At 61.5% G+C, this 22,149-nt stretch carries 22 protein-coding genes, 1 tRNA gene and 1 pseudogene; 10 read left to right on the plus strand and 14 right to left on the minus strand.

Going from position 1 to position 22,149, the window contains the following annotated elements; genetic code table 11:
* Window positions 1–135 precede the first annotated feature (135 nt).
* Window positions 136–573, minus strand: a complete 438-nt coding sequence (locus tag MHM88_RS03495; RefSeq protein WP_239360039.1) for a VOC family protein — start codon at window positions 571–573, stop codon at window positions 136–138.
* A 104-nt stretch (window positions 574–677) separates the two neighbouring features.
* Between MHM88_RS03495 and MHM88_RS03500 the strand changes: the two genes are divergently transcribed.
* Window positions 678–1,382 carry a YafY family protein gene (locus MHM88_RS03500; RefSeq protein WP_239360040.1) on the plus strand — a complete coding sequence of 235 codons (705 nt, stop codon included), beginning with the start codon at window positions 678–680 and terminating at the stop codon, window positions 1,380–1,382.
* 246 nt (window positions 1,383–1,628) lie between these two features.
* Here the strand turns inward: MHM88_RS03500 and MHM88_RS03505 are convergent, their stop codons facing one another.
* The 3 genes from MHM88_RS03505 to MHM88_RS03515 form a co-directional block, all read right to left on the minus strand.
* Complete coding sequence (locus tag MHM88_RS03505; protein ID WP_239360041.1) at window positions 1,629–2,180, minus strand: fasciclin domain-containing protein; 552 nt, start codon at window positions 2,178–2,180, stop codon at window positions 1,629–1,631.
* A 121-nt stretch (window positions 2,181–2,301) separates the two neighbouring features.
* Window positions 2,302–2,985: an anti-sigma factor domain-containing protein gene (locus tag MHM88_RS03510; protein ID WP_239360042.1), complete on the minus strand. Its 684-nt coding sequence runs from the start codon at window positions 2,983–2,985 to the stop codon at window positions 2,302–2,304.
* Window positions 2,982–3,491, minus strand: a complete 510-nt coding sequence (locus MHM88_RS03515) for a sigma-70 family RNA polymerase sigma factor (RefSeq protein ID WP_370687459.1) — start codon at window positions 3,489–3,491, stop codon at window positions 2,982–2,984. The genes MHM88_RS03510 and MHM88_RS03515 overlap by 4 nt, the downstream gene beginning before the upstream one ends.
* Window positions 3,492–3,624: 133 nt before the next feature.
* Between MHM88_RS03515 and MHM88_RS03520 the strand changes: the two are divergent.
* Window positions 3,625–3,949 (plus strand): annotated as a pseudogene (locus tag MHM88_RS03520) (IS3 family transposase); the annotation flags it as partial.
* 147 nt (window positions 3,950–4,096) lie between these two features.
* Here the strand turns inward: MHM88_RS03520 and MHM88_RS03525 are convergent.
* From MHM88_RS03525 to ychF, 3 genes are all read right to left on the minus strand, one after another.
* Window positions 4,097–4,186 (minus strand) — tRNA-Ser (locus MHM88_RS03525).
* Between the two features lie 367 nt (window positions 4,187–4,553).
* Window positions 4,554–5,477 (minus strand): nucleoside hydrolase, encoded by a 924-nt coding sequence (locus MHM88_RS03530; protein WP_239360044.1) that lies wholly within the window; start codon window positions 5,475–5,477, stop codon window positions 4,554–4,556.
* Between the two features lie 156 nt (window positions 5,478–5,633).
* Window positions 5,634–6,731 (minus strand): redox-regulated ATPase YchF, encoded by a 1,098-nt coding sequence (ychF, locus tag MHM88_RS03535; protein WP_239360047.1) that lies wholly within the window; start codon window positions 6,729–6,731, stop codon window positions 5,634–5,636.
* A gap of 222 nt (window positions 6,732–6,953) precedes the next feature.
* On the opposite strand from ychF, the gene MHM88_RS03540 reads away from it, so the two are divergent.
* Window positions 6,954–7,430 carry an acyloxyacyl hydrolase gene (locus MHM88_RS03540; RefSeq protein WP_239360049.1) on the plus strand — a complete coding sequence of 159 codons (477 nt, stop codon included), beginning with the start codon at window positions 6,954–6,956 and terminating at the stop codon, window positions 7,428–7,430.
* Between the two features lie 99 nt (window positions 7,431–7,529).
* Window positions 7,530–8,333: a tryptophan synthase subunit alpha gene (trpA, locus tag MHM88_RS03545; protein WP_239360050.1), complete on the plus strand. Its 804-nt coding sequence runs from the start codon at window positions 7,530–7,532 to the stop codon at window positions 8,331–8,333.
* Between the two features lie 3 nt (window positions 8,334–8,336).
* Here trpA and MHM88_RS03550 read toward each other — a convergent pair whose 3' ends face one another.
* Window positions 8,337–9,725, minus strand: coding sequence for an ATP-binding protein (locus tag MHM88_RS03550; protein ID WP_239360051.1), 1,389 nt, complete (start codon window positions 9,723–9,725; stop codon window positions 8,337–8,339).
* Window positions 9,726–10,197: 472 nt separating this feature from the next.
* Between MHM88_RS03550 and MHM88_RS03555 the strand changes: the two genes are divergently transcribed.
* Window positions 10,198–11,361 (plus strand): alpha-hydroxy acid oxidase, encoded by a 1,164-nt coding sequence (locus MHM88_RS03555; RefSeq protein ID WP_239318975.1) that lies wholly within the window; start codon window positions 10,198–10,200, stop codon window positions 11,359–11,361.
* Between the two features lie 39 nt (window positions 11,362–11,400).
* Here the strand turns inward: MHM88_RS03555 and MHM88_RS03560 are convergent, their stop codons facing one another.
* A complete protein-coding gene (locus MHM88_RS03560) occupies window positions 11,401–12,561 on the minus strand; it encodes an MFS transporter (protein WP_239360052.1) in 1,161 nt (386 codons plus the stop codon).
* A gap of 19 nt (window positions 12,562–12,580) precedes the next feature.
* Here MHM88_RS03560 and MHM88_RS03565 point away from each other — a divergent pair, with 19 nt between their 5' ends.
* Both MHM88_RS03565 and MHM88_RS03570 read left to right on the plus strand, forming a co-directional pair.
* Window positions 12,581–13,282, plus strand: a complete 702-nt coding sequence (locus tag MHM88_RS03565) for a hypothetical protein (RefSeq protein WP_239360053.1) — start codon at window positions 12,581–12,583, stop codon at window positions 13,280–13,282.
* Window positions 13,283–13,388: 106 nt separating this feature from the next.
* The gene (locus MHM88_RS03570) at window positions 13,389–14,030 is read left to right on the plus strand and encodes a 50S ribosomal protein L25/general stress protein Ctc (RefSeq protein WP_239318972.1); all 642 of its coding nucleotides are present in this window, start codon (window positions 13,389–13,391) and stop codon (window positions 14,028–14,030) included.
* Window positions 14,031–14,159: 129 nt separating this feature from the next.
* Here MHM88_RS03570 and MHM88_RS03575 read toward each other — a convergent pair whose 3' ends face one another.
* The gene (locus MHM88_RS03575) at window positions 14,160–14,645 is read right to left on the minus strand and encodes a hypothetical protein (protein WP_239360054.1); all 486 of its coding nucleotides are present in this window, start codon (window positions 14,643–14,645) and stop codon (window positions 14,160–14,162) included.
* A 192-nt stretch (window positions 14,646–14,837) separates the two neighbouring features.
* Here MHM88_RS03575 and pth point away from each other — a divergent pair, with 192 nt between their 5' ends.
* The 3 genes from pth to MHM88_RS03590 all read left to right on the plus strand — a co-directional run bounded on the left by pth (window position 14,838) and on the right by MHM88_RS03590 (window position 16,674).
* Complete coding sequence (gene pth / locus MHM88_RS03580; protein ID WP_239360057.1) at window positions 14,838–15,563, plus strand: aminoacyl-tRNA hydrolase; 726 nt, start codon at window positions 14,838–14,840, stop codon at window positions 15,561–15,563.
* Between the two features lie 224 nt (window positions 15,564–15,787).
* On the plus strand, window positions 15,788–16,168 hold the full coding sequence (locus MHM88_RS03585; RefSeq protein WP_239319215.1) for a DUF2237 family protein: 381 nt from the start codon (window positions 15,788–15,790) through the stop codon (window positions 16,166–16,168).
* Between the two features lie 182 nt (window positions 16,169–16,350).
* Window positions 16,351–16,674, plus strand: coding sequence for an antibiotic biosynthesis monooxygenase (locus MHM88_RS03590; protein ID WP_239318969.1), 324 nt, complete (start codon window positions 16,351–16,353; stop codon window positions 16,672–16,674).
* Window positions 16,675–16,728: 54 nt separating this feature from the next.
* Here the strand turns inward: MHM88_RS03590 and amt are convergent, their stop codons facing one another.
* The 4 genes from amt to MHM88_RS03610 all read right to left on the minus strand — a co-directional run bounded on the left by amt (window position 16,729) and on the right by MHM88_RS03610 (window position 22,148).
* Window positions 16,729–19,164 (minus strand): ammonium transporter, encoded by a 2,436-nt coding sequence (amt, locus tag MHM88_RS03595; RefSeq protein ID WP_239360059.1) that lies wholly within the window; start codon window positions 19,162–19,164, stop codon window positions 16,729–16,731.
* A 190-nt stretch (window positions 19,165–19,354) separates the two neighbouring features.
* On the minus strand, window positions 19,355–20,614 hold the full coding sequence (gene trpB / locus MHM88_RS03600) for a tryptophan synthase subunit beta (protein WP_239360061.1): 1,260 nt from the start codon (window positions 20,612–20,614) through the stop codon (window positions 19,355–19,357).
* A gap of 247 nt (window positions 20,615–20,861) precedes the next feature.
* Window positions 20,862–21,401, minus strand: a complete 540-nt coding sequence (locus MHM88_RS03605) for a hypothetical protein (protein WP_239360063.1) — start codon at window positions 21,399–21,401, stop codon at window positions 20,862–20,864.
* Window positions 21,402–21,500: 99 nt separating this feature from the next.
* Window positions 21,501–22,148: a phosphoribosylanthranilate isomerase gene (locus MHM88_RS03610; RefSeq protein ID WP_239360072.1), complete on the minus strand. Its 648-nt coding sequence runs from the start codon at window positions 22,146–22,148 to the stop codon at window positions 21,501–21,503.
* Window position 22,149: the final 1 nt, after the last annotated feature.

The raw sequence follows: 22,149 nt of genomic DNA on the forward strand, positions 1-22,149 counted from the left end.
GTACACCCGCCGCGAGATGACGGTCACCGCGGCGCACAGAAGCGCGCCGCGGCTTCCATATCCTTGGTCCCAACGACGAAGTGTTTCTTCGGCTTTGTGCGATGTCCGTTTAGATTGCGGTGCGTGTTGTGTGCGTCACTGACCGGTCAGTTTGAAAAACTCGATCAGCTGACCATTGGGGTCGGTGATCTTGAGCAGCTGGATACCTGGTTCCTTGATGATCTCCGGCACAGCTCCACCGGCGGCCATGGCGCGGACTCGCAGGGCCTCCAAATCGGACGATTGCAGGTAAGGGACTGCGCCCGACCCCGCCTCAGCCCCCGGTGCGTATTTGCTCCGCGACACGATTGCGAACCATCCGCCCGCCACCCCAAACGCTACAAAATCCGGCAGCCCGATCACAGGATCGCTGTCGAACAGAACGCGATAGAAGGCTTCCGAGCCTTTCATGTCGTCGGTCGGCACATAGGCGCCCATGGCCATGATTGGCGCGGTTCCCGCTTGCTCCGCCGGTTCCGCAACAAGCGCTGTGGGCAGGATTGCGGTGAGGGCGGTGGCAATGAAGCGTCTCATGTTTTGATCTCCGTTTTTTGGCTGCCCTGCTCTTACAGTGACTATGCTGACAGCGTGTTGTCAGCATAATGTCAGTATGGTCTGCTTCACCGAAAGGAGATCACATGCGGCGTGGCGACAGGCTATTTGAAGTCATCGAGGTTCTGAGACGTGCCAAGGGTCCGATCTCTGCCCAGTCCATTGGCGACGCGTTGGGCGTGACCAAGCGCACGGTGTATCGCGACGTTGCTGCGCTTATCGGACAGGGCGTGCCTATCAACGGCGAGGCCGGGGTCGGCTATGTGTTGGAGCCCGGCTTTCACATGCCACCGCTGATGCTGACCCCGGACGAAATCGAGGCCGTGACACTTGGAGTTCTTTGGGTTCAATCGCGAGGCGAGCCCGAGCTTGCACTGGCTGCTGAGAAGCTCATCACCAAGCTCGAAGCTGTCGCCCCGGCCAAGTACCGGACGTCGTTTCTTCACCCGGCGGTCAGCGTGGCGCCTGTCGCTCAGCCGGATGAGGTGCTTGGCGCCAGCGCCATTCGTCTGGCAATTCGGCACCGCAAAAAGATAGCCCTGACATACTCAGACAACGCATGCCAAAAGACCCGTCGTGTGATCTGGCCTATACTGCTGGGGTATCGGGACACCAGTCGTATCATCGCCGCATGGTGCGAACTGCGAGAAGACTTTCGTTACTTTCGGACAGAACGGATCATTGAGGCGGAGGTTCTTGAAGACAGTATTCCGCGGCGAATGGACCTACTTCGCGCGGAGTGGCGCAAGGCGACGGATGCGGAACGGCAGCGCTATCAAGAGGGGGCTTGAGACGTCAGTTGCCGAACCAAAGATGGTCGCTGGACTTCGCATCGGTCAGTCGCACGGAAGGCGCAAGTACCGTGTACTGCGCGTCATCGATGACTTAGGCCGGGAGTGGATCGACACCTTGCCATCAGGGCAGCGTGTGCGGCAAAAACCCTGAACAGAGCGACCTGATAAACGCGGCCTCTGCGGGCGGCAAATCATCGGCTCCCACCGCCTGTGGCGGTGGGAGATCGTGACTGTCGGGGGGCCTTACTTCGGCACCAGAACCGAATTCACCACATGGATCACACCGTTGGACTGATCCACGTCAGCCACGGTCACCATGCTGGCGTTGCCGCTTTCGTCAAAGATGTAGACATTCTCGCCCATGACTTTGGCCGACAGCGCATCACCGGACACAGCATTGAAGTGGTAGAAACCGTCGCTGCTCGATTTTGCGGCCGCAATGATATCTGCCGACGACCAGTCTCCGGCCACAACGTGAGCCGTCAGAACCTTTTGCAACATCGCCTTGTTCTCGGGCTTCAGAAGTGTTTCCACCGTGCCTTCGGGAAGTGCGGCAAACGCTTCATTGACGGGCGCGAACACGGTGAACGGGCCTTCGCCTTGCAGGGTTTCCACCAGATCGGCGGCTTTCACCGCGGCAACCAACGTGGTGTGGATCGGGGAGTTGACGGCGTTCTCGATGATATTGCGCTCTTCGAGCATCGGGGCCCCGCCGACGGATGGATTCATCGCGAAAGCCGCGGTGGCAAGCGCGAGGGCGGCGGTCGATGTGGCAACGAGTGTCTTGAATGTCATGGTCTTTCTCCTCTGTCAGGCGAGGCCGGGTGGCCTTGCGATGGAGAAGACACGGGGCGTGTGAAAAAGAAGTTTCACCAAAATCCAACTTTTTTGGAGAAACTTGAAACAGGCCGTTGTATCAAAGGCTTGTCACGGGGCCTATCGCCAGAACATCGCCGGTCGGCGCACCTGTTGGTGAGCCCCCAGGGGGCTCATCGCTGATCGCCAGAACACCATTGGTCAGTTGTTGTGCCACGTCGGGTGAGAGTGTGAATCGCGTTTCGGCGTCATCAGGGAGCACCCCAAGAGACATCGGCGCGTCGGAGCCCTCGGCAATCAACCAAAGCTCCAACACGCGACCGGGGCGCGCATCGCCCGTTTCGCGCACAAGCTCAAGCGCTTTCGTTTCAGCGATGAACTGCGCCGCAACCACAAGCGTGCCGTCTTCCGCCGCGACGCTGGCGGTGAAGGTCGGCTCATAGGCCGTCTCCTGCAGCAGCGAAGGCATCAGCACGACAAAACCGACGATTATCGCGGCAGCAATGCTTCCGGCCAGCCAGGTCCAGAGCGGTCGTTTTCGCCTGATCGTTTCCGGGAAAAGTGTTGCCCGGAGCCTGTCCTTCACCATGGGGGGCGGCGGCACGGGCGAGATCCCATCGGTGAGGTCCACGAGGGACTCGTCCCATTCGCGCACGCGGTCCCGCAACGCCGCCTCTGTAACCAGCCGTGCTTCGAACGCCGCACGCTCGTCATCCTCCAGAAGATTCAGGACGTACTCACCGGCCAGGGCCGTGTCGTCGTTATGATCTTCTTCTTGGCTCATCGGCTCAGGCAGTCCTTCAGGGTCAACAGGCTGCGACGCAGCCAGGTTCGCATCGTGTTCAGCGGCACATCGTAACGCGCCGCTAGGTCTTTGTAGCTGTCGCCGTCCAGATACGCCCGGCGCACCGCGTCCGATCTGTCTGCATCCAGTTCATTCAGGCAGTTGTTCAGCCTTTGTCGCTCTGATGAAGCAATGGCATCTGCCTCCGGTGTCGGCGCCCCATCCGACAGATCATGCACATCCGCGATGTCCACGTTCACGGCCTTTTTCGACCGCAACCGATCAATGGCCGTATTCCGCGTCAGCGTGATCAGCCAGGTCATCGGACTGTATCCGTTGGCTTTGTATTGGTCGGCTTTGTGCCAAACCTTCACAAAAACCTCCTGGAGCGTGTCTTCGGCTTCTGCCCTGTCATTCAAGACACGAAGGCACACGCCAAAAAGTTTCGCAGAGGTCGCGTCATAGAGCAAAGAAAACGCCTCGCGGTCGCCAAGGCTCACACGCATGATCGCGTTCTCAATGTCATTCGCGTCCGTCAAAAGGCTGTGCTTCCTGTCGCCTGGCTGAGGCGACCATGCCTCAACGGTCCGGATTATGCCAGTTGTAATCCCGACGGAAACCTGGTGGCAGAGGCCGAGGATAGGGCAGCACCGATCCACACAGAGACGGCTGCCCGTTGGGCGTGCCGACGAGGATAGTCTAATGACCGACATGATCGAGCTGACCCGGCAATATGGTCGATACGAGTATCGTCGGATTGCCACCCTGCTAAGGGATGCAGCATGGTTTGTGCACGACAAGCGCGTCGAACCTCTGTGGCGGGCTCAAAGTGCCGGTGAAACACCCCCAAACGTGAAGTCTCTGGCTTAACGATGGCTCGTATGTCCGGCTGAGGCCAGAATATCGCAATCGCGTATGGTCGTATGATTTTGTGCACCACAGGACGGATGACGGAAAGCCATATACGATCAGGTGGCTCAAGAAGAGCGTGAGCGCGCGCTTCAAGCGTCTCGCTGCCAAGAAGGCAGACGCTGAAACGGGGGGAGAAGAGCCGCTTTCGGCAGCAGCAAAGCCCTACCTCACTGATATATATGGGCTTCATCTATGGTTATGGCGGAGACGAAGGGATTCGAACCCTCGAGACGGTTTCCCGCCTACTCCCTTAGCAGGGGAGCGCCTTCGACCACTCGGCCACGTCTCCGCTGACCCGTATATGTGCCACCGTCAGGAGAGACAAGGCGTTTTTTGGAATTTCTGTGACGAACATCAACCCCGGAAATACGGAATGATTTACGAGGGCTTTGCGACCGCTTGCATGGTGCGGCCTCGCTTATTGACCATCCCGCTCGCCGCCTGCTCGGGGCTGCCTGCTGGCACGAAACCGAAGGCCCCTGGCAACAGGTTGGCCACCCTCGCCCAGCCCCTCAAACCGGGGCCGCGGAAGGAGGCAGAGTGCCCCTATCCGCATTTGATTTCCCCGATTTGCAGAGACGATCACGGGCTGGCATCGGATCACGTGATCTTGCCCCCAACAGCCCGCGACGTTCCAGGCACCGATCAGGCTGCAATCAGGGCAGCAGTGACAGGCGCTTCAGGAACAAGGCCTTTACCGCATCGGCATCGACCTCCATCGCCACATGGGTTTCGCCCCGGGCGTCATCCGCCAGCTGCGTCTTGCCAGAGGTGTCTTCTTCGACCGAAACCCCAAGCTTGACAGCGCGGGTCTGGAACAGATCGGCGTGGGTGCAGGCAATCACCGCTGCGGGATCATGCAGGGAGCAGCCATTGAGGTTTGCAACCTCCTGATAAAACTTGATGTAGAACACGCTCATATCCTTGAGCATGCCACCCAGTTCCGGCGAGCGTTCCTTGATGGCGTCGAAATCCTCGGGGGTGCAGAGGATCTTGAGCGTCACATCCAGCCCCACCATCACCACCTTGCCCGCAGCGGCGGCAAAAACCACCTCGGCGGCGTGGGGGTCGTGATAGATATTGGCCTCGGCGTGGGGTGTGATATTGCCGCCTGCCTCAAGCGAGCCGCCCATGATGACGATGCGTTTGCAGTTTTTCACAAACTCCGGGTCACGCTGAACAGCAAGGGCGATATTGGTCAGCGGGCCCACCGGGCACACCACCAGCTCGCCTTTATGCTCGCGCGCCATGCGGATCAGGAAATCGGCGGCCTCTTCGGAAACCGCCTGCCCCTTGGGCTGGGCAGCAGGGATATCACCAAACCCCTCGTCGCCATGCACATGGGCCGACGGTTCAAACGGCGGCAACACCAGGGGCTTTTCGGCGCCATGCGCAACGGGCAGGTCCAGATCGGCGGCTTCCAGCAGGCGCAGCGCATTGCGGGTGGCCATCTTGGTGGTCACATTGCCAAAGATGGTTGTCAGGCCCAGAAGCTCGATATCCGGGGCGGCGGCAGCGTAGAAGATCGCCATTGCATCGTCGATGCCGGGATCCGTGTCGATGATGAGTTTCGTTGTCATTTTTTATACCTACGACTGATTAATCGAGCGGGTGTAGCATTTCCGTTAGCGGCAACTCAAGCCTGTCAGCGTTTCGAATATCCGACAACTGTATCAGAAAAATGCCCGCCTTCTTGGGAAGGCGGGCATCAGGAATTCGACGTCACCCGAACGGGATCAGGTGTTGAACAGGAAGTGCATCACATCGCCATCCTTGACGATATAGCTCTTGCCTTCGGCCCGCATCTTGCCGGCGTCCTTTGCACCGCTTTCGCCACCACAGGCAACAAAATCGTCGTAGGCAATGGTCTCGGCGCGGATGAACCCTTTTTCGAAATCACCGTGGATCACACCCGCCGCCTGCGGCGCTGCAGTGCCCGAACGAATGGTCCAGGCGCGCGCCTCCTTGGGGCCGACGGTGAAATAGGTCTCAAGATGCAACAACTCGTAGCCAGCGCGGATCAGACGGTCGAGCCCAGCCTCTGCCAGACCCATCTCATCGAGGAACATCTGCGCCTCTTCTGCCTCCAACTGGCTGATTTCTTCCTCGATCTGCGCCGAAATGATCACATGCGCGTTACCTTGGGCCGCGGCCATCTCGGCCACTTTGGTGGAATGCGCATTGCCTTCAACGCTCTCGCTTTCGCCGACGTTGCAGACGTAAAGCACCGGTTTAGTGGTCAGAAGCTGCAGCATGGTCCATGCTTTCTGATCCTCGGCATCGACCTCGACCAGCCGGGCGGGCTTGCCGTCTTCAAGCATCGCCTGAGCCTGTGCCAGCAGACGGTCCTGCTGCTGTGCTTCTTTGTCGTTGCCTTTGAGTTTACGCACGAGGTTGGCGCGGCGTTTTTCGATGCTCTCGAGATCCGCCAACATCAGCTCGGTTTCGATGGTGTCCGCATCCGCAACCGGGTCCACACGACCGTCCACATGGGTGACGTCACCGTCCTCAAAACACCGCAAAACATGGGCGATTGCGTCCACTTCGCGAATATTGGCGAGGAACTGATTGCCCAGGCCTTCGCCCTTGGATGCGCCTTTGACAAGGCCCGCGATATCCACAAACGTCATGCGCGTGGGGATGATTTGTTTGGACTGCGCAATCTCCGCCAGTTTCTCAAGGCGCGCGTCGGGAACCCCCACCTCGCCCACGTTCGGCTCGATCGTGCAGAACGGAAAATTAGCCGCCTGCGCCGAGGCGGTTTTGGTCAGCGCGTTGAACAGGGTCGACTTGCCCACATTCGGCAGACCCACGATTCCCATTTTAAAGCCCATACCGGCCTCCTGATGCCATTTGGGAGCCAGCACTTAGGCTCTCACGGGCCTTTTCGCAAGCGCACAGCGAGTGTGACAGGCAGAACCAGAGCATTGACACAAACCATACATATTCATTTATCCTGATTTTATGCCTTACAGCGCCGGATGTCCCGGCGCAGGCGGTTCACAAGTAGCGAGGTCCGTATGCGCAACACGATCTCCGTTTTGACATTTGTTTCCATGCTGTTGCTTCCCTCCACACTCCGGGCGCAAGAACTGACGTTTGGATTGGGGTATGCCGACTTTCATGAAGACCAAGCCGACAGCGGTCTCTATTTCTCCGCCGAGTATCTGGGTCCCCGCGATTGGCAGATCCTGGGCTTTGACGCCGGGCTTGGGCTGGCCGGCCAGATCCATGAGACCGGCGACGCCTTTTTGGGCGGGGGCCTCCAGGCGCATCGCCCGATTGGAGAGGGCTGGTTCATAGAGGCCAGCATCATGCCCGGCGTGTTTTTCGAAAGCTCGGCGCGCAACGATCTGGGGTCGACCTTTGAAATCCGCTCCCTGCTGGGCATCGGGCGCGATCTGCGTGGCGGCCGGCGCGTGTCGCTGGCACTGACGCATATCTCCAACGCCTCGGTGGGCGACGTGAACCCGGGGCTGAATACCATCGCCCTGCGCCTGCACATGCCCCTTGGCCGCACCCCACCCGGCTAAAGCTGCGCCGCTCAGCGATCATGACTGTCGTGCGGGATTGATTTTACCGACAAGTTTCGGCACATCAGGCAGGCAACAGAGATCTATAAAGGCCAGCCCATGACCCGCCCCACCACACGCATCGATGCCAAGTTTGCTGAACTCTCTGCCGCGGGCAAGAAGGCCTTCGTGACCTATGTAATGGCAGGCGATCCCGATTATGACACCTCGCTCGAAGTGGTCAAAGGCCTGCCCGCAGCAGGCGTTGACGTGATCGAACTGGGCCTGCCCTTCACCGATCCCATGGCGGACGGCCCCACCATTCAGCTCGCCGGCCAGCGCGCCCTGGAAGCCGGCATGACGTTGGAGCGCACACTGCAGCTCGCTCGGGATTTCCGCAAGGAAAACACCACCACCCCCATCGTTTTGATGGGCTATTACAACCCGATCTATTCGCGCGGCGTCGACACATTCCTGAGCGACGCCAAGGAGGCAGGCATCGACGGGCTGATCGTGGTGGACCTGCCGCCGGAAGAAGACAGCGAACTCTGCCTGCCTGCACAGGCTGCGGGTCTGAACTTCATCCGTCTTGCCACCCCCACCACCGATGACGCGCGCCTGCCGCGGGTACTGCAGAACACATCGGGCTTTGTCTATTACGTCTCGATCACCGGCATCACCGGTGCCGCCGAGGCAGAAGCCGCCGACGTGGGCCCCGAGGTTGCCCGTATCAAAGCCGCCACCGATCTGCCGATCATCGTGGGGTTCGGCATCAAGACCCCGGAACGCGCTCAGACCATCGCCTCCATCTCCGATGGCGCTGTTGTCGGCAGCGCGATCGTTGCCGAAATCGGCGCGGGCAAATCCCCGGCCGAGGTGCTGGCATTTGTGAAATCACTGGCGGATGGCGCCCACGCCGGCTGACCGTCAGGACAATGCCTTTGCCATGACCTGCAACAGCCGGCGCTTGCGCAGTGGCTTGGCGACATGATCGGTCATGCCCTGATCCAGGTAGCTGTTCACCTGGTGCAGCAGGGCGTTCGCCGACACCGCAATCACGGGAACCGGGTCCCGATTTTCCCGCTGTTCGCGCGCCCGAATACGGGCCGTCGCCGTCAGCCCGTCGAGCACCGGCATGTTCACATCCATCAGCACCAGATCGGGCCGGATCTGGAAACAGGCCTCCACCGCCTCCTCGCCGTTCTGCACCCAAACCAGCTCCAGGTCGAAGTCCTTCAACATGTGGTGCAGGACCATGCGGTTGGTGCGATTGTCCTCCGCCACCAGGACGCGCCAGCGGCGGGCTGACAGCACCGCACTGTCGATCTTGGTATCGACCTCAAGGTCTTCGGGCAGGGGCCCGGCGCGCGTCACGCGGAAGCTGGCGCGAAATTCACTGCCCTCCCCTTCCACGCTGCGGCAGGTCAGGTCTCCGCCCATGCGCTGGCAGATCTGCCGGGCAATCGCGAGGCCCAGCCCCGTGCCGCCGTGATTTCGATGCACGCTGGCGTCCGCCTGCATGTAGGGTTCGAACAGGCAGTCAAGCTGTTGCGGGGTCAATCCGATGCCGGTGTCGCGCACGGTGACGGACAGCATCATCGTGCCGCCGCACTCCGGCTCCAGATCCGCGATCACGGCAATGGAGCCGCGATCCGTGAACTTGATCGCATTGGAGAGCAGATTGCTCAGGACCTGCTGAAACCGGGTCGGATCGATGTTGACCCAGACCTCACCGCGCGCCAACCGGCCGCTGCACATCCTGCTGAAGTTCAGCCCCTTGGCGCTGACACGAGCCTCGAACTGGCGGTACACCGCCTTGACCAAAGCCACGGCATCGGTTGGCAAGCGCTCCAGTTCCAGCTTGCCTTCCTCGATCTTCGACAGATCCAGAATATCGTCGACAATGCTCAAAAGCAGCCGACCGCTGTCGTGAAGCACGCCCAGGATCTGGGCCTGCTCCTCCCTCAGCGGCGTATCCGACAGGGCCGAGGCCATCCCGAGCACACCGTTCAGTGGCGTGCGAATTTCGTGGCTCATCGTGGCCAGGAACTGAGTTTTTGCCGCATTCTCGGCCTCGGCAGCGGCGCGATCCCGCGCCAGGTCCTCCGTGCGTTCCTTGACCATGCGGTCCACCTGCCGCGCCAGCGACACCAGCGATCTGTTGGCCTGTCGCAGCGATTGACCGGTCTTGTCCAGTTTCGACTGCAGATCCTGCCGCAGCAGCCGCTCGCGCTGCAGCTCGGCCAGCAGGTCCTGATACGACGGATCATCAGAAGACCGTTCCGGCACAAGGGGATCATCGGGATGCAGCGTCATGACAGCCTCTGGCGCCGGATCCGGACCCAGGCCCCTGGCGCGCGTCCGGTGTCTGGGGCTGCGTCGGCGACTCCGGAGGCAGGGGCGCCAAGGCCCCTGGGAATCTCTTCAGATATGAACACAACACTCATGTTGCTCCACCCTCCAGTGAAAACCGACAGCTGACGCGGCCGGTGCCCGCCCGGGCAAAATCCCGATCTGGCGTGCATCTGGTCCAAAATCAATAAACCACCCCGAACGGTCCCCGTTCGGAATTTAGGAATTCAGGGCTGCGCGATGGTCAGCAGATGAAACTTCGGCTGTTCTCCGGAAGTTTCCCACCCGGACCCGCGCTGTCACATCGCGATTCTGGGAGGTGTTCACCGATAAAGTTGCACAAAACCGTAAATGCAAGATTACGATTACCTCGCTTGCCATGGCCAGATACGATTGGTAAGAAAACATTACCAACTGCGCGGTCGAGGAGATCTTCATGCCCGTCATCACCAATATCGGCGACCTTAAACGGATCTATGCCCGCCGCGTGCCCAAGATGTTCTACGACTACACAGAGAGCGGCTCATGGACCGAGCAGACCTTTCGCGAGAACACCACGGACTTTGACAAGATACGCTTGCGCCAGCGGGTTGCGGTGGACATGGCTGGCCGGTCCACGGCCAGCCAGATGATCGGGCAGGATGTCAGCATGCCGGTGGCCCTGGCTCCGGTCGGGCTGACCGGCATGCAGTGCGCCGATGGCGAAATAAAGGCCGCGCGCGCCGCCGAAGCCTTTGGCGTGCCCTTTACGCTGTCGACCATGTCGATCAACTCGATCGAAGACGTCGCCGAAGCAACCACCAAACCCTTCTGGTTTCAGCTTTATACCATGCGGGACGAGGACTACGTGCGGCGCCTGATCGAACGCGCCAAGGCCGCCCGCTGTTCGGCGCTGGTGATCACGCTCGACCTGCAGATCCTCGGCCAGCGCCACAAGGACCTGAAAAACGGTCTTTCCGCGCCGCCAAAGCTGACGCCAAAAACGATCGCCAACCTGATGACCAAATGGTCGTGGGGCCTTGAGATGCTGGGGGCAAAACGGCGCCATTTCGGCAATATCGTCGGCCACGTCGAGGGCATCTCCGATGCGTCCTCCCTGGGCGCCTGGACCGCCGAGCAATTCGACCCCTCGCTGGATTGGGGCAAGATCGAAAAGCTCAAGGACATGTGGGGCGGCAAGGTGATCCTGAAGGGTATCCTGGACGAAGAGGATGCCAGGATGGCGGCCAAAGTGGGGGCCGATGCCATTACCGTCTCCAACCATGGCGGCCGCCAGTTGGACGGGGCGCTGTCCTCCATCCGGATGCTGCCGCGGATCATGGACGCGGTCGGCGATCAGGTCGAAGTGCATCTGGATAGCGGCATCCGGTCCGGTCAGGATGTGCTCAAGGCGCTGGCCCTCGGCGCCAGCGGCACCATGATCGGCCGTGCTTTTGTCTATGGTCTCGGTGCCATGGGCCAGCAGGGCGTGACACGGGCGCTTGAGGTAATCCACAAGGAGCTCGACACATCGATGGCGCTCTGCGGCGAGAAGGCCGTGACCAACCTGGGCCGTCACAACCTGCTGGTGCCCGAGGATTTCACCGGCCGCTGGGCGTGACGGCGGGATCTGGCGGGTTCGGCCGCGGTGCGCCGCTGTTCAGGCGGTGACACCACTCCGCCGGGCCGAGGCCCGCAGCGCCGGCACCAGAATGACGGTGATGCACAAGAGCATGCCCCCCATGGTCGCCAGCGCCAGACGCAGCCCAAAGGCTTCTGCCATGAAGCCGATCACCGGCGGACCCACAAAAAAACCGCAGTAGCCGATCATCACCATTCGCGAAATCGCCGCGCCGCGCAGTTGCGCGGATATGGTCTTGCCGACCCAGGCCAGCGCCGTGGGCCCGATCGTCGAAACACCCAATCCCAGGATTGCAAACCCCGCATAGGCCAACCCCTGTACCGGAGCAAAGGCCGCCAGGATCAGCCCGGTGGCCGCCAGCGCTGCGGCGATCTGCATCAACGTGCCTTCGGCCACACGGCGCAACACTTCCTGACCGGACAATCGCCCGATCCCCATCGTCAGCCCGAGCACAGCCGGCCCCAAAGCACCTTCTGCGGCGCTGGCCCCAAAGGCCCGCTCCAGATGCAGGGCGGACCAGTTTTCGGTGGCCTGCTCGGCGGTAAAGGAGATCAACACGATCAATCCCGCCAGGGTCACCATGACCCAGGGCAGGACAACCGGCGCAAGGTTATGATCGGTCGCCTCCGTCGGCTCCGGCTCCACAACGTCCCGCATGCCAAATGCCAGAATGGCCGTGACCGCCAACACCCCGGCAAAACACCAGACCGGGGCGACGCCGGCCTCCCGCACCAGCCCCGCAACCAGGGCCGCCAGCGCATAGGCGAGCGAAAACAGCCCGTGATTGAGGTTCATCAGCGACCGTCCCGTGCGCGCCTCATGGCCGCTCAGCCGCGCATTCATCACCACATCCAGCAGGCCTGCCGCGCTGGAGGCGACAAAGATCGCAGCGGCAAATGCGGCCCAGCTGGTGGCAAGGCCGGGCAGCAGGAATCCTGCCGCCAACATCAGGGCACAGACCGTCATCGCCGAGGCCCCCAGCAGGCGGTCGATCCGCGGCGCGACCCACATGGCCCCCACCGCCCCTGCAGCGCCAACCAGCAGCGCCAGGCCAAAGTCTGCGTCGCCCAGCCCGGCCTGCGCCTTCAGCTGCGGCGCGTAGGCTGCGAAGGTACCGACACAGAACCCCATCACCGCAAAGGCCCGCCCATGCACCGCACTGGTGCGCATATCCGTCATGAATTCCATAGCCGCGAGAATGCACAGTGCGCGTTGGGTCACAATCGCCAAATTGTACCGTTACACGCTGGCGCCGCGCAGCGCGGCGCGCTATCCCGTTGCCATGCTGATCTTCACGCCGCAGGCCCTTGCTTTTGTTGCCGTGCCAAAGACCGGGACAACCGCCATCGAACAGGCGTTGCGGCCCCATGCCGATATTGTTTTCCGCAAATCCCGCAAGCATACCTCGGCGCGGCGCCTGCACCGGCGCGTCCGCCCCTTCGTCCGCGACACCTTCGGGGCCAAACTGCGGTGCTTTGCCGTGCTGCGCGACCCGGAAGACCAGATCCGCAGCTGGTACAAGTATCGCAGTCGTGACGACATCAAGGACAAACCGGAATACGCTGGCCATCTCAGCTTTGACGCCTTTGTCGAAGCCCTCCTGTCCGACGACCCGCCCCCCTGCGCCCGCATCGGCAGCCAGTATCGCATGCTGTCCGGCCGGGGCGGCCGCATTCTGGTCGATCACCTGTTCGCCTACGAACAGCTGGACCTGCTCGAGACCTTTCTCAGCCAGCGCTTCGAGGAGAGAATCACCTTTGCGCCGCGCAACGTGTCACCCGCTGTTCCCGCCGAGCTGTCGCCGCGAAACCGTGATCGTCTGCGGGCCGCCCGCGCGGCAGAGTTCGATCTGCACGCCAGACTGCGCGATGCAGGTGGAAAACTCGCCCCGCGCGGATGATTGTCACAGTTTAGGTCTTTCCAAACAGCATGTTTCCGTCTACCAGAACGGCTTCACGCGGGGTGACAGCCTTGGAGGCACCCCCGATTGCTTATGGAGATATAAAATGGCGAATGAGATTCCTGATCTCGTATGCCAGGAACGTGCGGGGACGGGCAAGGGCGCCGCTCGCGCAGCCCGCCGCGAAGGCATGGTTCCTGGTGTTGTATTTGGTGGCGACGTTGACCCGCTGTCCATCCAGATCCCCTTCAACGAACTGCTGAAGAAACTGAAGGCCGGCCGCTTCAAGTCGACCCTGTTCAACCTCAAGGTTGAAGGCCACGATGACGTGCGCGTCATCTGCCGCGACGTTCAGCGTGACGTTGTAAAGGACCTGCCGACCCACTTCGACCTGATGCGCCTGCGTCGCACCTCGAAGATCAACCTGTTCATTCCGGTTGAGTTCATCAACGAGGAAGAATGCGTTGGCCTCAAGCGCGGCGGCGTTCTGACCGTGGTGCGCGCCGAAGTCGAACTGGTGGTGACCGCTGGTGACATTCCGGAAAAGCTGACCGTCGACCTCGCCGGCAAAGCCATTGGCGATGTGATCCACATCTCCGAAGTACAGCTGCCCGCAGGCACCAAACCGACGATTGACCGGGATTTCGTGATTGCGAACATCTCCGCGCCCTCCGGCCTCAAGTCCGCGGATGACGAAGCCGAAGGTGAAGGCGAAGAGGCGGAAGCCGCTGCAGCAGCCGAAGAATAATCCCTCTCCCGAACGCGGGAAGGCGACCTTTGAAACGGGCTCCTCAGGAGCCCGTTTTTTATTGCCTTTTTTATTGCTGGGCCCGCTGCGATGCGCGCCCGGCCTGCCGCACAAGAGCCTGCGCGCCGGTCAGGGCCCTTCATACGAGGCGAGCGTGCCGCCATTGATCAAATGATTGAGCAACTGCTCACGCGCATAGCGGTCCCGCTGCTTGATGGCGATCGCCTCCTGCGCGGTCAGTTCGCGACGCTCGAACCCTTGCTCCGCCAGGCAGTCATCCACTGCGTTTATCGCCCCCTGACGCCGAGAGTTCTCCGCGCCGCTGGCGGCTGCGATCGTCCCCGGCAGAACGCCAAGGAAAATGATGCCCGCGATATAGCTGGACGTGACCGCGGCCTGACCAGCCCTTGGTCCCCGCGGCGCACAGAACGCCAGGGATTCGCGTGCCTCAAAAACGGTACTGCCGGATTTGGTCGGCACCGACGGCCCGGGCTCGACCGCGCATCCCGACAGCATCGCGGCAGACGCCAGAATGCCCACCATGCGCGGAACCAACGCGCCCTTGCGAAATCCACCACGTGACGGCGTGTTCTGTGCCTGAACGTTGTTGTTCATGTCCCAAATATCCTTCATCTCAATCCCCGAACCTGATCGTTCCGGACCACTCCAATCCAATGCTCTGAACTCGCAACGGAACCGGGCCGATTTATGGCACTGGCATCACAAAACCGCGGCAGAGGTCACGGACTGGATCTTCGGGCCAAAACCGGGCATGACTGCCCACATCAGTCACCAGGAGAGCAGGTTATGAAACTCCTCGTCGGCCTCGGAAACCCGGGCGCAAAATATGCGGGAAATCGGCACAATATCGGCTTCATGGCCCTGGATCAGATTGCGACGGATCATGGGTTCTCTCCCTGGAAGTCAAAGTTTCAGGGGCACATGTGCGACGGCACCCTCGGCACGGAAAAGGTGGTCCTCCTCAAGCCCCAGACCTTCATGAACAATTCCGGACAGTCGGTGGGAGAGGCGCTGCGCTTTTTCAAGCTGACACCTGCGGATGTGGTGGTGTTCCACGATGAACTGGATCTTGCGCCGGGCAAATGCCGCGTCAAGCACGGCGGCGGTCATGCCGGGCACAATGGGCTCAGGTCGATCCATGCCCACATCGGCGCAGACTACGGGCGCGTCCGCCTCGGCGTCGGACACCCCGGTCACAAGGACGCGGTGGTAGGGTATGTGCTGCGTGATTTCCCCAAGGCGGATCAGACCTGGCTCGACGATCTCCTGCGGGGCCTGTCCGACGGCGCCGCGGATCTGGCCCGGGGCGACAGCGGTCGGTTCATGAATGCCGTGGCCCTCAGAGTGGCTCCCGGTCGCAGCGCCAGCGGGTCCAACACGGGCAAGACAAACCAACAGTCGCGCGCGGGGGCGGAACAAGGCCGTGCCAAGCCCGCAACCGAGGACGCCCCCGCCCCCTCTGCTGCGGATAACCGGACCCCGATGCAGAAGCTTCTCGACAAGTTCAAATAGGCCGCGTCCGTCGGCACAGCGATCCCCGCCAGTGCTGACCTGTGATCGCGCCGATCAGGCTGCGATGCGTCCACGCGTACGGTCAAACCGCACCCCCGCATATGGCGGAACGTCGCGCGGCGGAACTCGCCATTGCGTGAAAACGCAGAACAGCGCACTAACATAGAGTGTGAGAGCGCGCGTGCGCGCGCCGACGCGAATGGCACGACGGAGAAACGGACATGATGGACAAAGACCCTGCGATAAATGTCTTGGGAGGCCCTTTGCTCCCCTGCGCAGAGGATCCGGTCACGGGGTTCTTCCGCGATGGGCACTGCAACACCTGCGTCGAAGATCACGGCAGCCATACGGTCTGCGCGGTGATGACGTCAGAGTTCCTCGCCTACTCGAAATATGTTGGCAATGATCTATCGACCGCGCTGCCCGCGTTTCACTTCCCGGGATTGAAACCGGGGGACCGGTGGTGCCTGTGCGCGTCCCGTTTCATGCAAGCGGCAGAAGAAGGCTGCGCCCCGGCCGTGCACCTGGAAGCAACCCACAGGCGCGCACTGGAGATCATCCCGCTCCCGGTCCTGCGCGCCCATGCCGTCACCTCCCCGACCTGATCACGCAGCGGGGCAACGCCGTCTCGGGCGCCCCCCCCCCTGCCGCCCACGAATGTGCCAGCTGCGGCGGGGCAGTCGCTTGATTGCGGTGGCGGGTCAGATTACTGAATGTGTCGGCCAGCCGGATCCTTAGCCTCCTTGCCAGCCTCACTCAGCGTACACAGACAGGACTGGAAAATCCCATGGGCTTCATTGCCATGAACCGTTTCAAAATTCGTCCCGGCCGGGAAACCGACTTCGAAACCATCTGGAAGGAACGTGAAAGCCGCCTCTCGGAGATGCAGGGCTTTCGCGAGTTTCGCCTTCTTAAGGGCCCCCAACACGAGGATCACACGCTCTACTCCAGCCATGTGATCTGGGACAGCCGCGCGGATTTCGAGGCCTGGACCAAATCAGACCAGTTTCGCGCCGCTCACCGCAATGCCGGGAAACGCGAGGGCGAGAGCCCGATACTGGGGGCACCTCAATTCGAAGGATTTGAGACCGTGCTCCACGACGCTTCGTAATGCAGCCCCTGTCTCGCCCCCTTGGCGAGACAGGCCCCGCTTGCCCGTCAGGGCTCAGGCGCCGCCCTCTGCCTTCAGATCGCCGGGGGGAACACGTCCCTGCCGCGCCTCTTGTGCCAGCCAGTCCGCGTCGCGATCCGCTTCCTCCCCGCGCAGGCCAAAACGTTCAACCGATGTCGTGAGTTCGGTCGAGAGCGTGTTGATCGCATTGGCTTCTTTGGCAAGGTCGGTGGATTGCTGCATGCTCTGACGTGCATCCGCCTGCAGGTCCCTGGCGGTTTTCGCGTTCTCCGACAGTCTTTCTTCGTTGCGCGTCGCGTTGCTGCGCACGGTTTCCGCCCGTTGCTGCACATCCTGAATGGACTGCGTCACCGTTTGCGCACTGCTTGATGCGCTTGTCATGCGCTCGGACACACGGCCTGCCGCGCGGCGCTGGCTTTCGACCTCGGCCGTGATCCCTTCGACCGAGGCATGAATGGACTGCATCAGCTCCGTGATGCCGCCAATCACGCTCGACGCATCATCCGACTGGCTGCGCATATGAGAGATCCGGTGGCGGATCTCCTCCGCTGCCTTGTCGGTTTCCGCAGCCAGGCTGCGCACCTGCCCGGCAACGATCGCAAACCCCTTGCCCGCGTCGCCGGCGCGCGCCGCCTCAACCGCGGCATTGATGGCCAGCATATTTGTCTGCATGGTGATCTTCTGGATCAGCCCGACCACGGCCTCGATCTCCTCAGAGGCCTTGGAGAGCGCCTGCATTGTCTCGACCGCCTCTCCCGACAGAAGGTTGGCTTCCTTGGTGACACCGCTGGTTGCGCTGGCGTTTCCGGAAATCTGGCTGATCGAGTTCATCATCTCAGCGATCGCTTCGGAGACAGCCGTCACCTCTTCCGACATGCCCCCCGCGCTGCTGGCGATCCGGGTCATCTCTGCCAGGATCTGCTCGGCAATTTCGCGGTTGTTTCGCGCCTGCCCCGCGACCTCGGTCGAGCTGTTGCTGACCACTCCCGTCAGCGCACCGGTTCTCTCTGCGCCCTCCCGGAAGGCCCCCGAGAGGGTTTCCAGTCCCGACGACGACCGTTTCATCCGCCGCGCGTTTTCATGAATATCACACACCAGATCGTGCACTTGATCGATGAACGGATTGAACAGCGCCGCCAGCTCCGCGGCCTCGTCGCCAGTGCTCTCATCCAAACGCCGCGTAAGATCGACCCCGTTTTCCGTCATCGCCTCGATCTGTTTCTGAAGCCCCCCGGTCCCCAGCGTTGCCCCGTGTTCGGTGCTGTTGAGACCGATCATCTCATCCTCACGCGGCACGCGGATGCCCACCGCCATATCGATTGCCTTGAAGAACACCCAGCTCAGCCCAAACGCCCAGGCAAAGACCAGCACGACCCCCTCCATCTGCACCAGCACCTGCGCGCCGACGCTGTCCGCAGCGAGCTTTCCCGGCAGAGCAAAGAGTGGGAAGACAACAGTGCCGAATGCGCCGCAGACACCATGTACCGAAACAGCCCCGACCACATCGTCCAGCTTCAGCTTGTTTTCCATTACCCATTCGGACACAACCACCAGCAAACCGGCGCTGGCACCGATAACGGCAGCGCCCTGCACCGAAACCGCGTCACAGCCGGCTGTGATCGCGACCAGCCCGGCAAGACTGCCGTTGATGGGGCGATGCGGAATGTTCACGGGATCGATGACCCGCCCGGTCAAGATCCCCATCACGCCACCGAAACAGGCGGCCAGCAAGGTATTCAGCACGATATGCGCCAGATCAGGGCTCGCCGCCGTGGTTGAGCCGCCGTTGAAGCCGATCCAGCCAACCCAGAGAATGATGGCCCCCGCAGTTGCCAGCACATAGCTGTGCCCGTGCAGAACATTCGGACTTCCGTCCGCATTGAATTTGCCGATACGCGCGCCCAACACCACGATGCCTGCAAGCGCAACCCAAGCACCAACCGAATGCACCACGGTCGAGCCTGCAAAATCGATGAACCCCCGGTCCGCGAGATAAGCCGCGTTGTCCCCGTTGAGCAGGTTTCCCCACGCCCAATGGCCGCTCACCGGATAGATCAGCAACCCGATGAACAGGGCCGCCGCCACATAGACACCGTAGCGCATCCGCTCTGCCACCGCGCCGGACATGATTGTCGCAGCGGTGCCCGCAAAGACCGCCTGGAACACAAAAAACGTGTATTGCCAGTCATCTGCCTGCTCAAAGGCAAATGTATCGGTTCCGAACCAGCCGCCATAAGAAGCGCCAAACATCAACCCGAAGCCGAGCACATAGAAGGCACTGACCGACATCAGGAAATCGGTGATGTTCTTCTGTGCAACGTTGATGCTGTTCTTGGACCGCGCCATGCCCGCTTCGACCAGAAGAAAGCCCAGCTGCATCAGCAAGACCAGAGCCGCGGCGATGAGTGTCCACATGTGGTCCGCCGCAAGCTGAAGCTGCTGCACGGCGTGTAAGGCGTCTTCCTGCATTGCAAACCCGAAAATCGTTACCAGAAACAGGTCTCAGGATTACTCAAACTCTCATAAAAAGGTGTTAAGTCCGGATCCGGCCCTGACCTAGATGGCTCCGGGTCTGCTGATCCGCAGCAGAAAAAGAACGAAAAAAGGCGCGGCCCTGGGGCCACGCCTCTCAATTCGGACAGGCACATCAGCTGCCTGATCAGTCCTCTAGGTCGCGCCCCTCTTCGGTGTCCGACATGTCAAAACCGAGGTGACGGGCGACGGTGAAAATGTCCTTGTCGCCCCGCCCGCACATATTCATCACGATGATGTGGTCCTTGGGCAGGGTCGGCGCGATCTTTGTCACATGTGCCAGAGCATGGCTCGGCTCCAGGGCCGGGATGATCCCTTCCATTGCGCAGGACAGCTGGAACGCCTCCAGCGCTTCCTTGTCGGTGATGGAGACGTATTGCGCCCGGCCTGTTTCATGCAGCCATGCGTGCTCCGGCCCGATGCCCGGATAGTCCAGACCGGCAGAGATCGAGAACCCCTCGAGGATCTGCCCATCATCATCTTGCAGCAGATAGGTGCGGTTGCCGTGCAGCACGCCCGGACGGCCGCCGGTGAGAGAGGCGCAATGCTCCATGTTCTCATCCACGCCTTTGCCACCCGCCTCGACGCCGATGATGTTGACCGACTTGTCATCAAGGAAAGGATGGAACAGTCCCATGGCGTTGGAACCGCCACCGATCGCCGCGATCACGGTGTCGGGCAGACGACCTTCGCCCTCCTGCTCGGCGAGTTGCCAGCGCACCTCCTTGCCGATCACCGACTGGAAATCACGCACCATCGCCGGGTAGGGGTGCGGCCCGGCCACGGTGCCGATGCAATAGAACGTGTCGCGCACATTGGTCACCCAGTCGCGTAGTGCATCGTTCATCGCGTCCTTCAACGTCCCGCGCCCCGAAGTCACCGGGATCACTTCGGCACCCAGCAAGCGCATGCGGAACACGTTGGGCGCCTGACGACGCACGTCATGCGCGCCCATATAGACGACGCACTTCAGACCGAATTTGGCACAGACCGTGGCGGTCGCAACCCCGTGCTGGCCCGCGCCGGTCTCGGCGATGATCCGGGTCTTGCCCATGCGGCGCGCCAGCAGGATCTGCCCCAGCACGTTGTTGACCTTATGCGCGCCGGTGTGGTTCAGCTCGTCACGCTTCATATAGACTTTGGCACCGCCCAAATGCTCGGTCAGGCGCTCTGCGAAGTAGAGCGGGCTTGGTCGGCCTACATAATTCTTCCACAGATCGTCCATCTCGGCCCAGAAGTCCGGGTCCACCTTGGCCTTTTCATATTCCTCTTCGAGGCTCAGGATCAGCGGCATCAGCGTTTCGCTGACAAAGCGACCGCCGAAGATGCCGAAACGGCCATTTTCGTCCGGCCCGTTCATGAAGCTGTTGATGAGATCATCGGCCATGGGTGGTGTCTCCGTCTTCCGTATGCGCTGGTTCTAAAGCGCATTTAGGACAAGAGAAACAGGTTTCTCGGTAATTTCCTGACCCCTGTGTCAGAAACCGGGGTTTCGTGAACGGTTTCGCTTCGGGCAGAGCCCGAAGCGACCCGCGCCGCGCGCGCCCTTCGGGCGCGCGCGGCGCCAGGCCCAACGGCACGATGGGCTTCCCAAAGGGAAGCACAAGAGCGGGCGGGAGCCACCCCCGGCTGCGTCAGTCCTGTTTGGGGCGCAGGTTCAGATCAGTCAGAACGGCTGCAACCGCGTCAAGCGCGGCCCGAACTGGTGGATCATGCCGCGCGTCATGATGGCTCACCAACCATTCTTCATGCGAAAGCTCGGAGATCTCAGGTCCGATCTGCCGCAAAGGCGGAAACCAGGCCGCCGCAAACTGTGGCAAGACCACCCGCCCCGCACCGGCGCAGGCCAGATCGACCAGCATACGCGGGTTGCCAGCGGTGACGGAGACCTCACCCCCATGATGCGCCCAGACCCAACGTGCGGAAGGTGTCACTGCGGCGTGCTCTGGTACTGTTGCAAAGCCGCGCACCGTCTCGTCAACGGCATAGCATGCATAGGAAACCCGCCCCGTGCATCGCCCGGCCAGCCAGCTCTGATCCGGGCGATGGTTGCGAACGCCGATGTCTGCGCCCCGCCGTGCGATATCCAGCCGCGCATCCGCTTCCAGAAAAACCGGGCGCCAGTTCGCCTCTGCTTGCCACCACCGCGGCAGATCGAGCGCAACACGGCCCATCGTCGCCTCGCCTCCTATCGCAGACGCAAACGACGGTTGCGCCGCCTGAGGGCGCTCAGATGGATCAAGCGATGTTGGAAATCGGACCCGTAAATTCTGTCAAACCGCCTGCGCGGCGTCGACAAACGCACGCATCAGATCCGGGTCCTTTTCTGCGGGAGCGCTTTCCACGCCAGAGGCCACATCGACCTGACGCGCGCCGGTCTTGCGGATCGCCTCCGCGACGTTCCCGGGCGTCAGCCCCCCCGCCAGCATCCAAGGCGCCTGCCAGTATTTCTTGTCCGCCAGCAATTGCCAATCAAAGGCGATGCCATTGCCCCCGGGCAGCTTTGCCCCCTTTGGCGCCTTGGCATCGATCATGATCTGGTCCGCCACTTGCGCATAAAGATCGATGGGCGCCAGATCGGAGGCTTCGGCCACGCCGATCACCTTCATCACCGGCAAACCATAGCGGGTCTTGATCTCGGCCACACGTTCCACGCTTTCCTGACCGTGCAGCTGGATCATATCCAGCGGCACCGAACCGGCGATCGCATCGAGATCGGCATCTGTGGGGTTTACCACCAACCCGACCTTAGCCAGCCCGACCGGCGCATCCACCGCCAGCGCTGCCGCCTGCGCAATCGTGACGGAACGGGCTGATTTTGCAAAGAAATTCAGGCCAACATAGGCTGCACCGGCGGCCGCCGCAGCCTCCATATCGGCGCGGGTTTTCATGCCGCAGATCTTGACCCTGATCCCCGACATA

Origin of the sequence: Epibacterium sp. MM17-32, from assembly GCF_022348205.1 — a bacterium.
GTDB lineage: Bacteria > Pseudomonadota > Alphaproteobacteria > Rhodobacterales > Rhodobacteraceae > Epibacterium.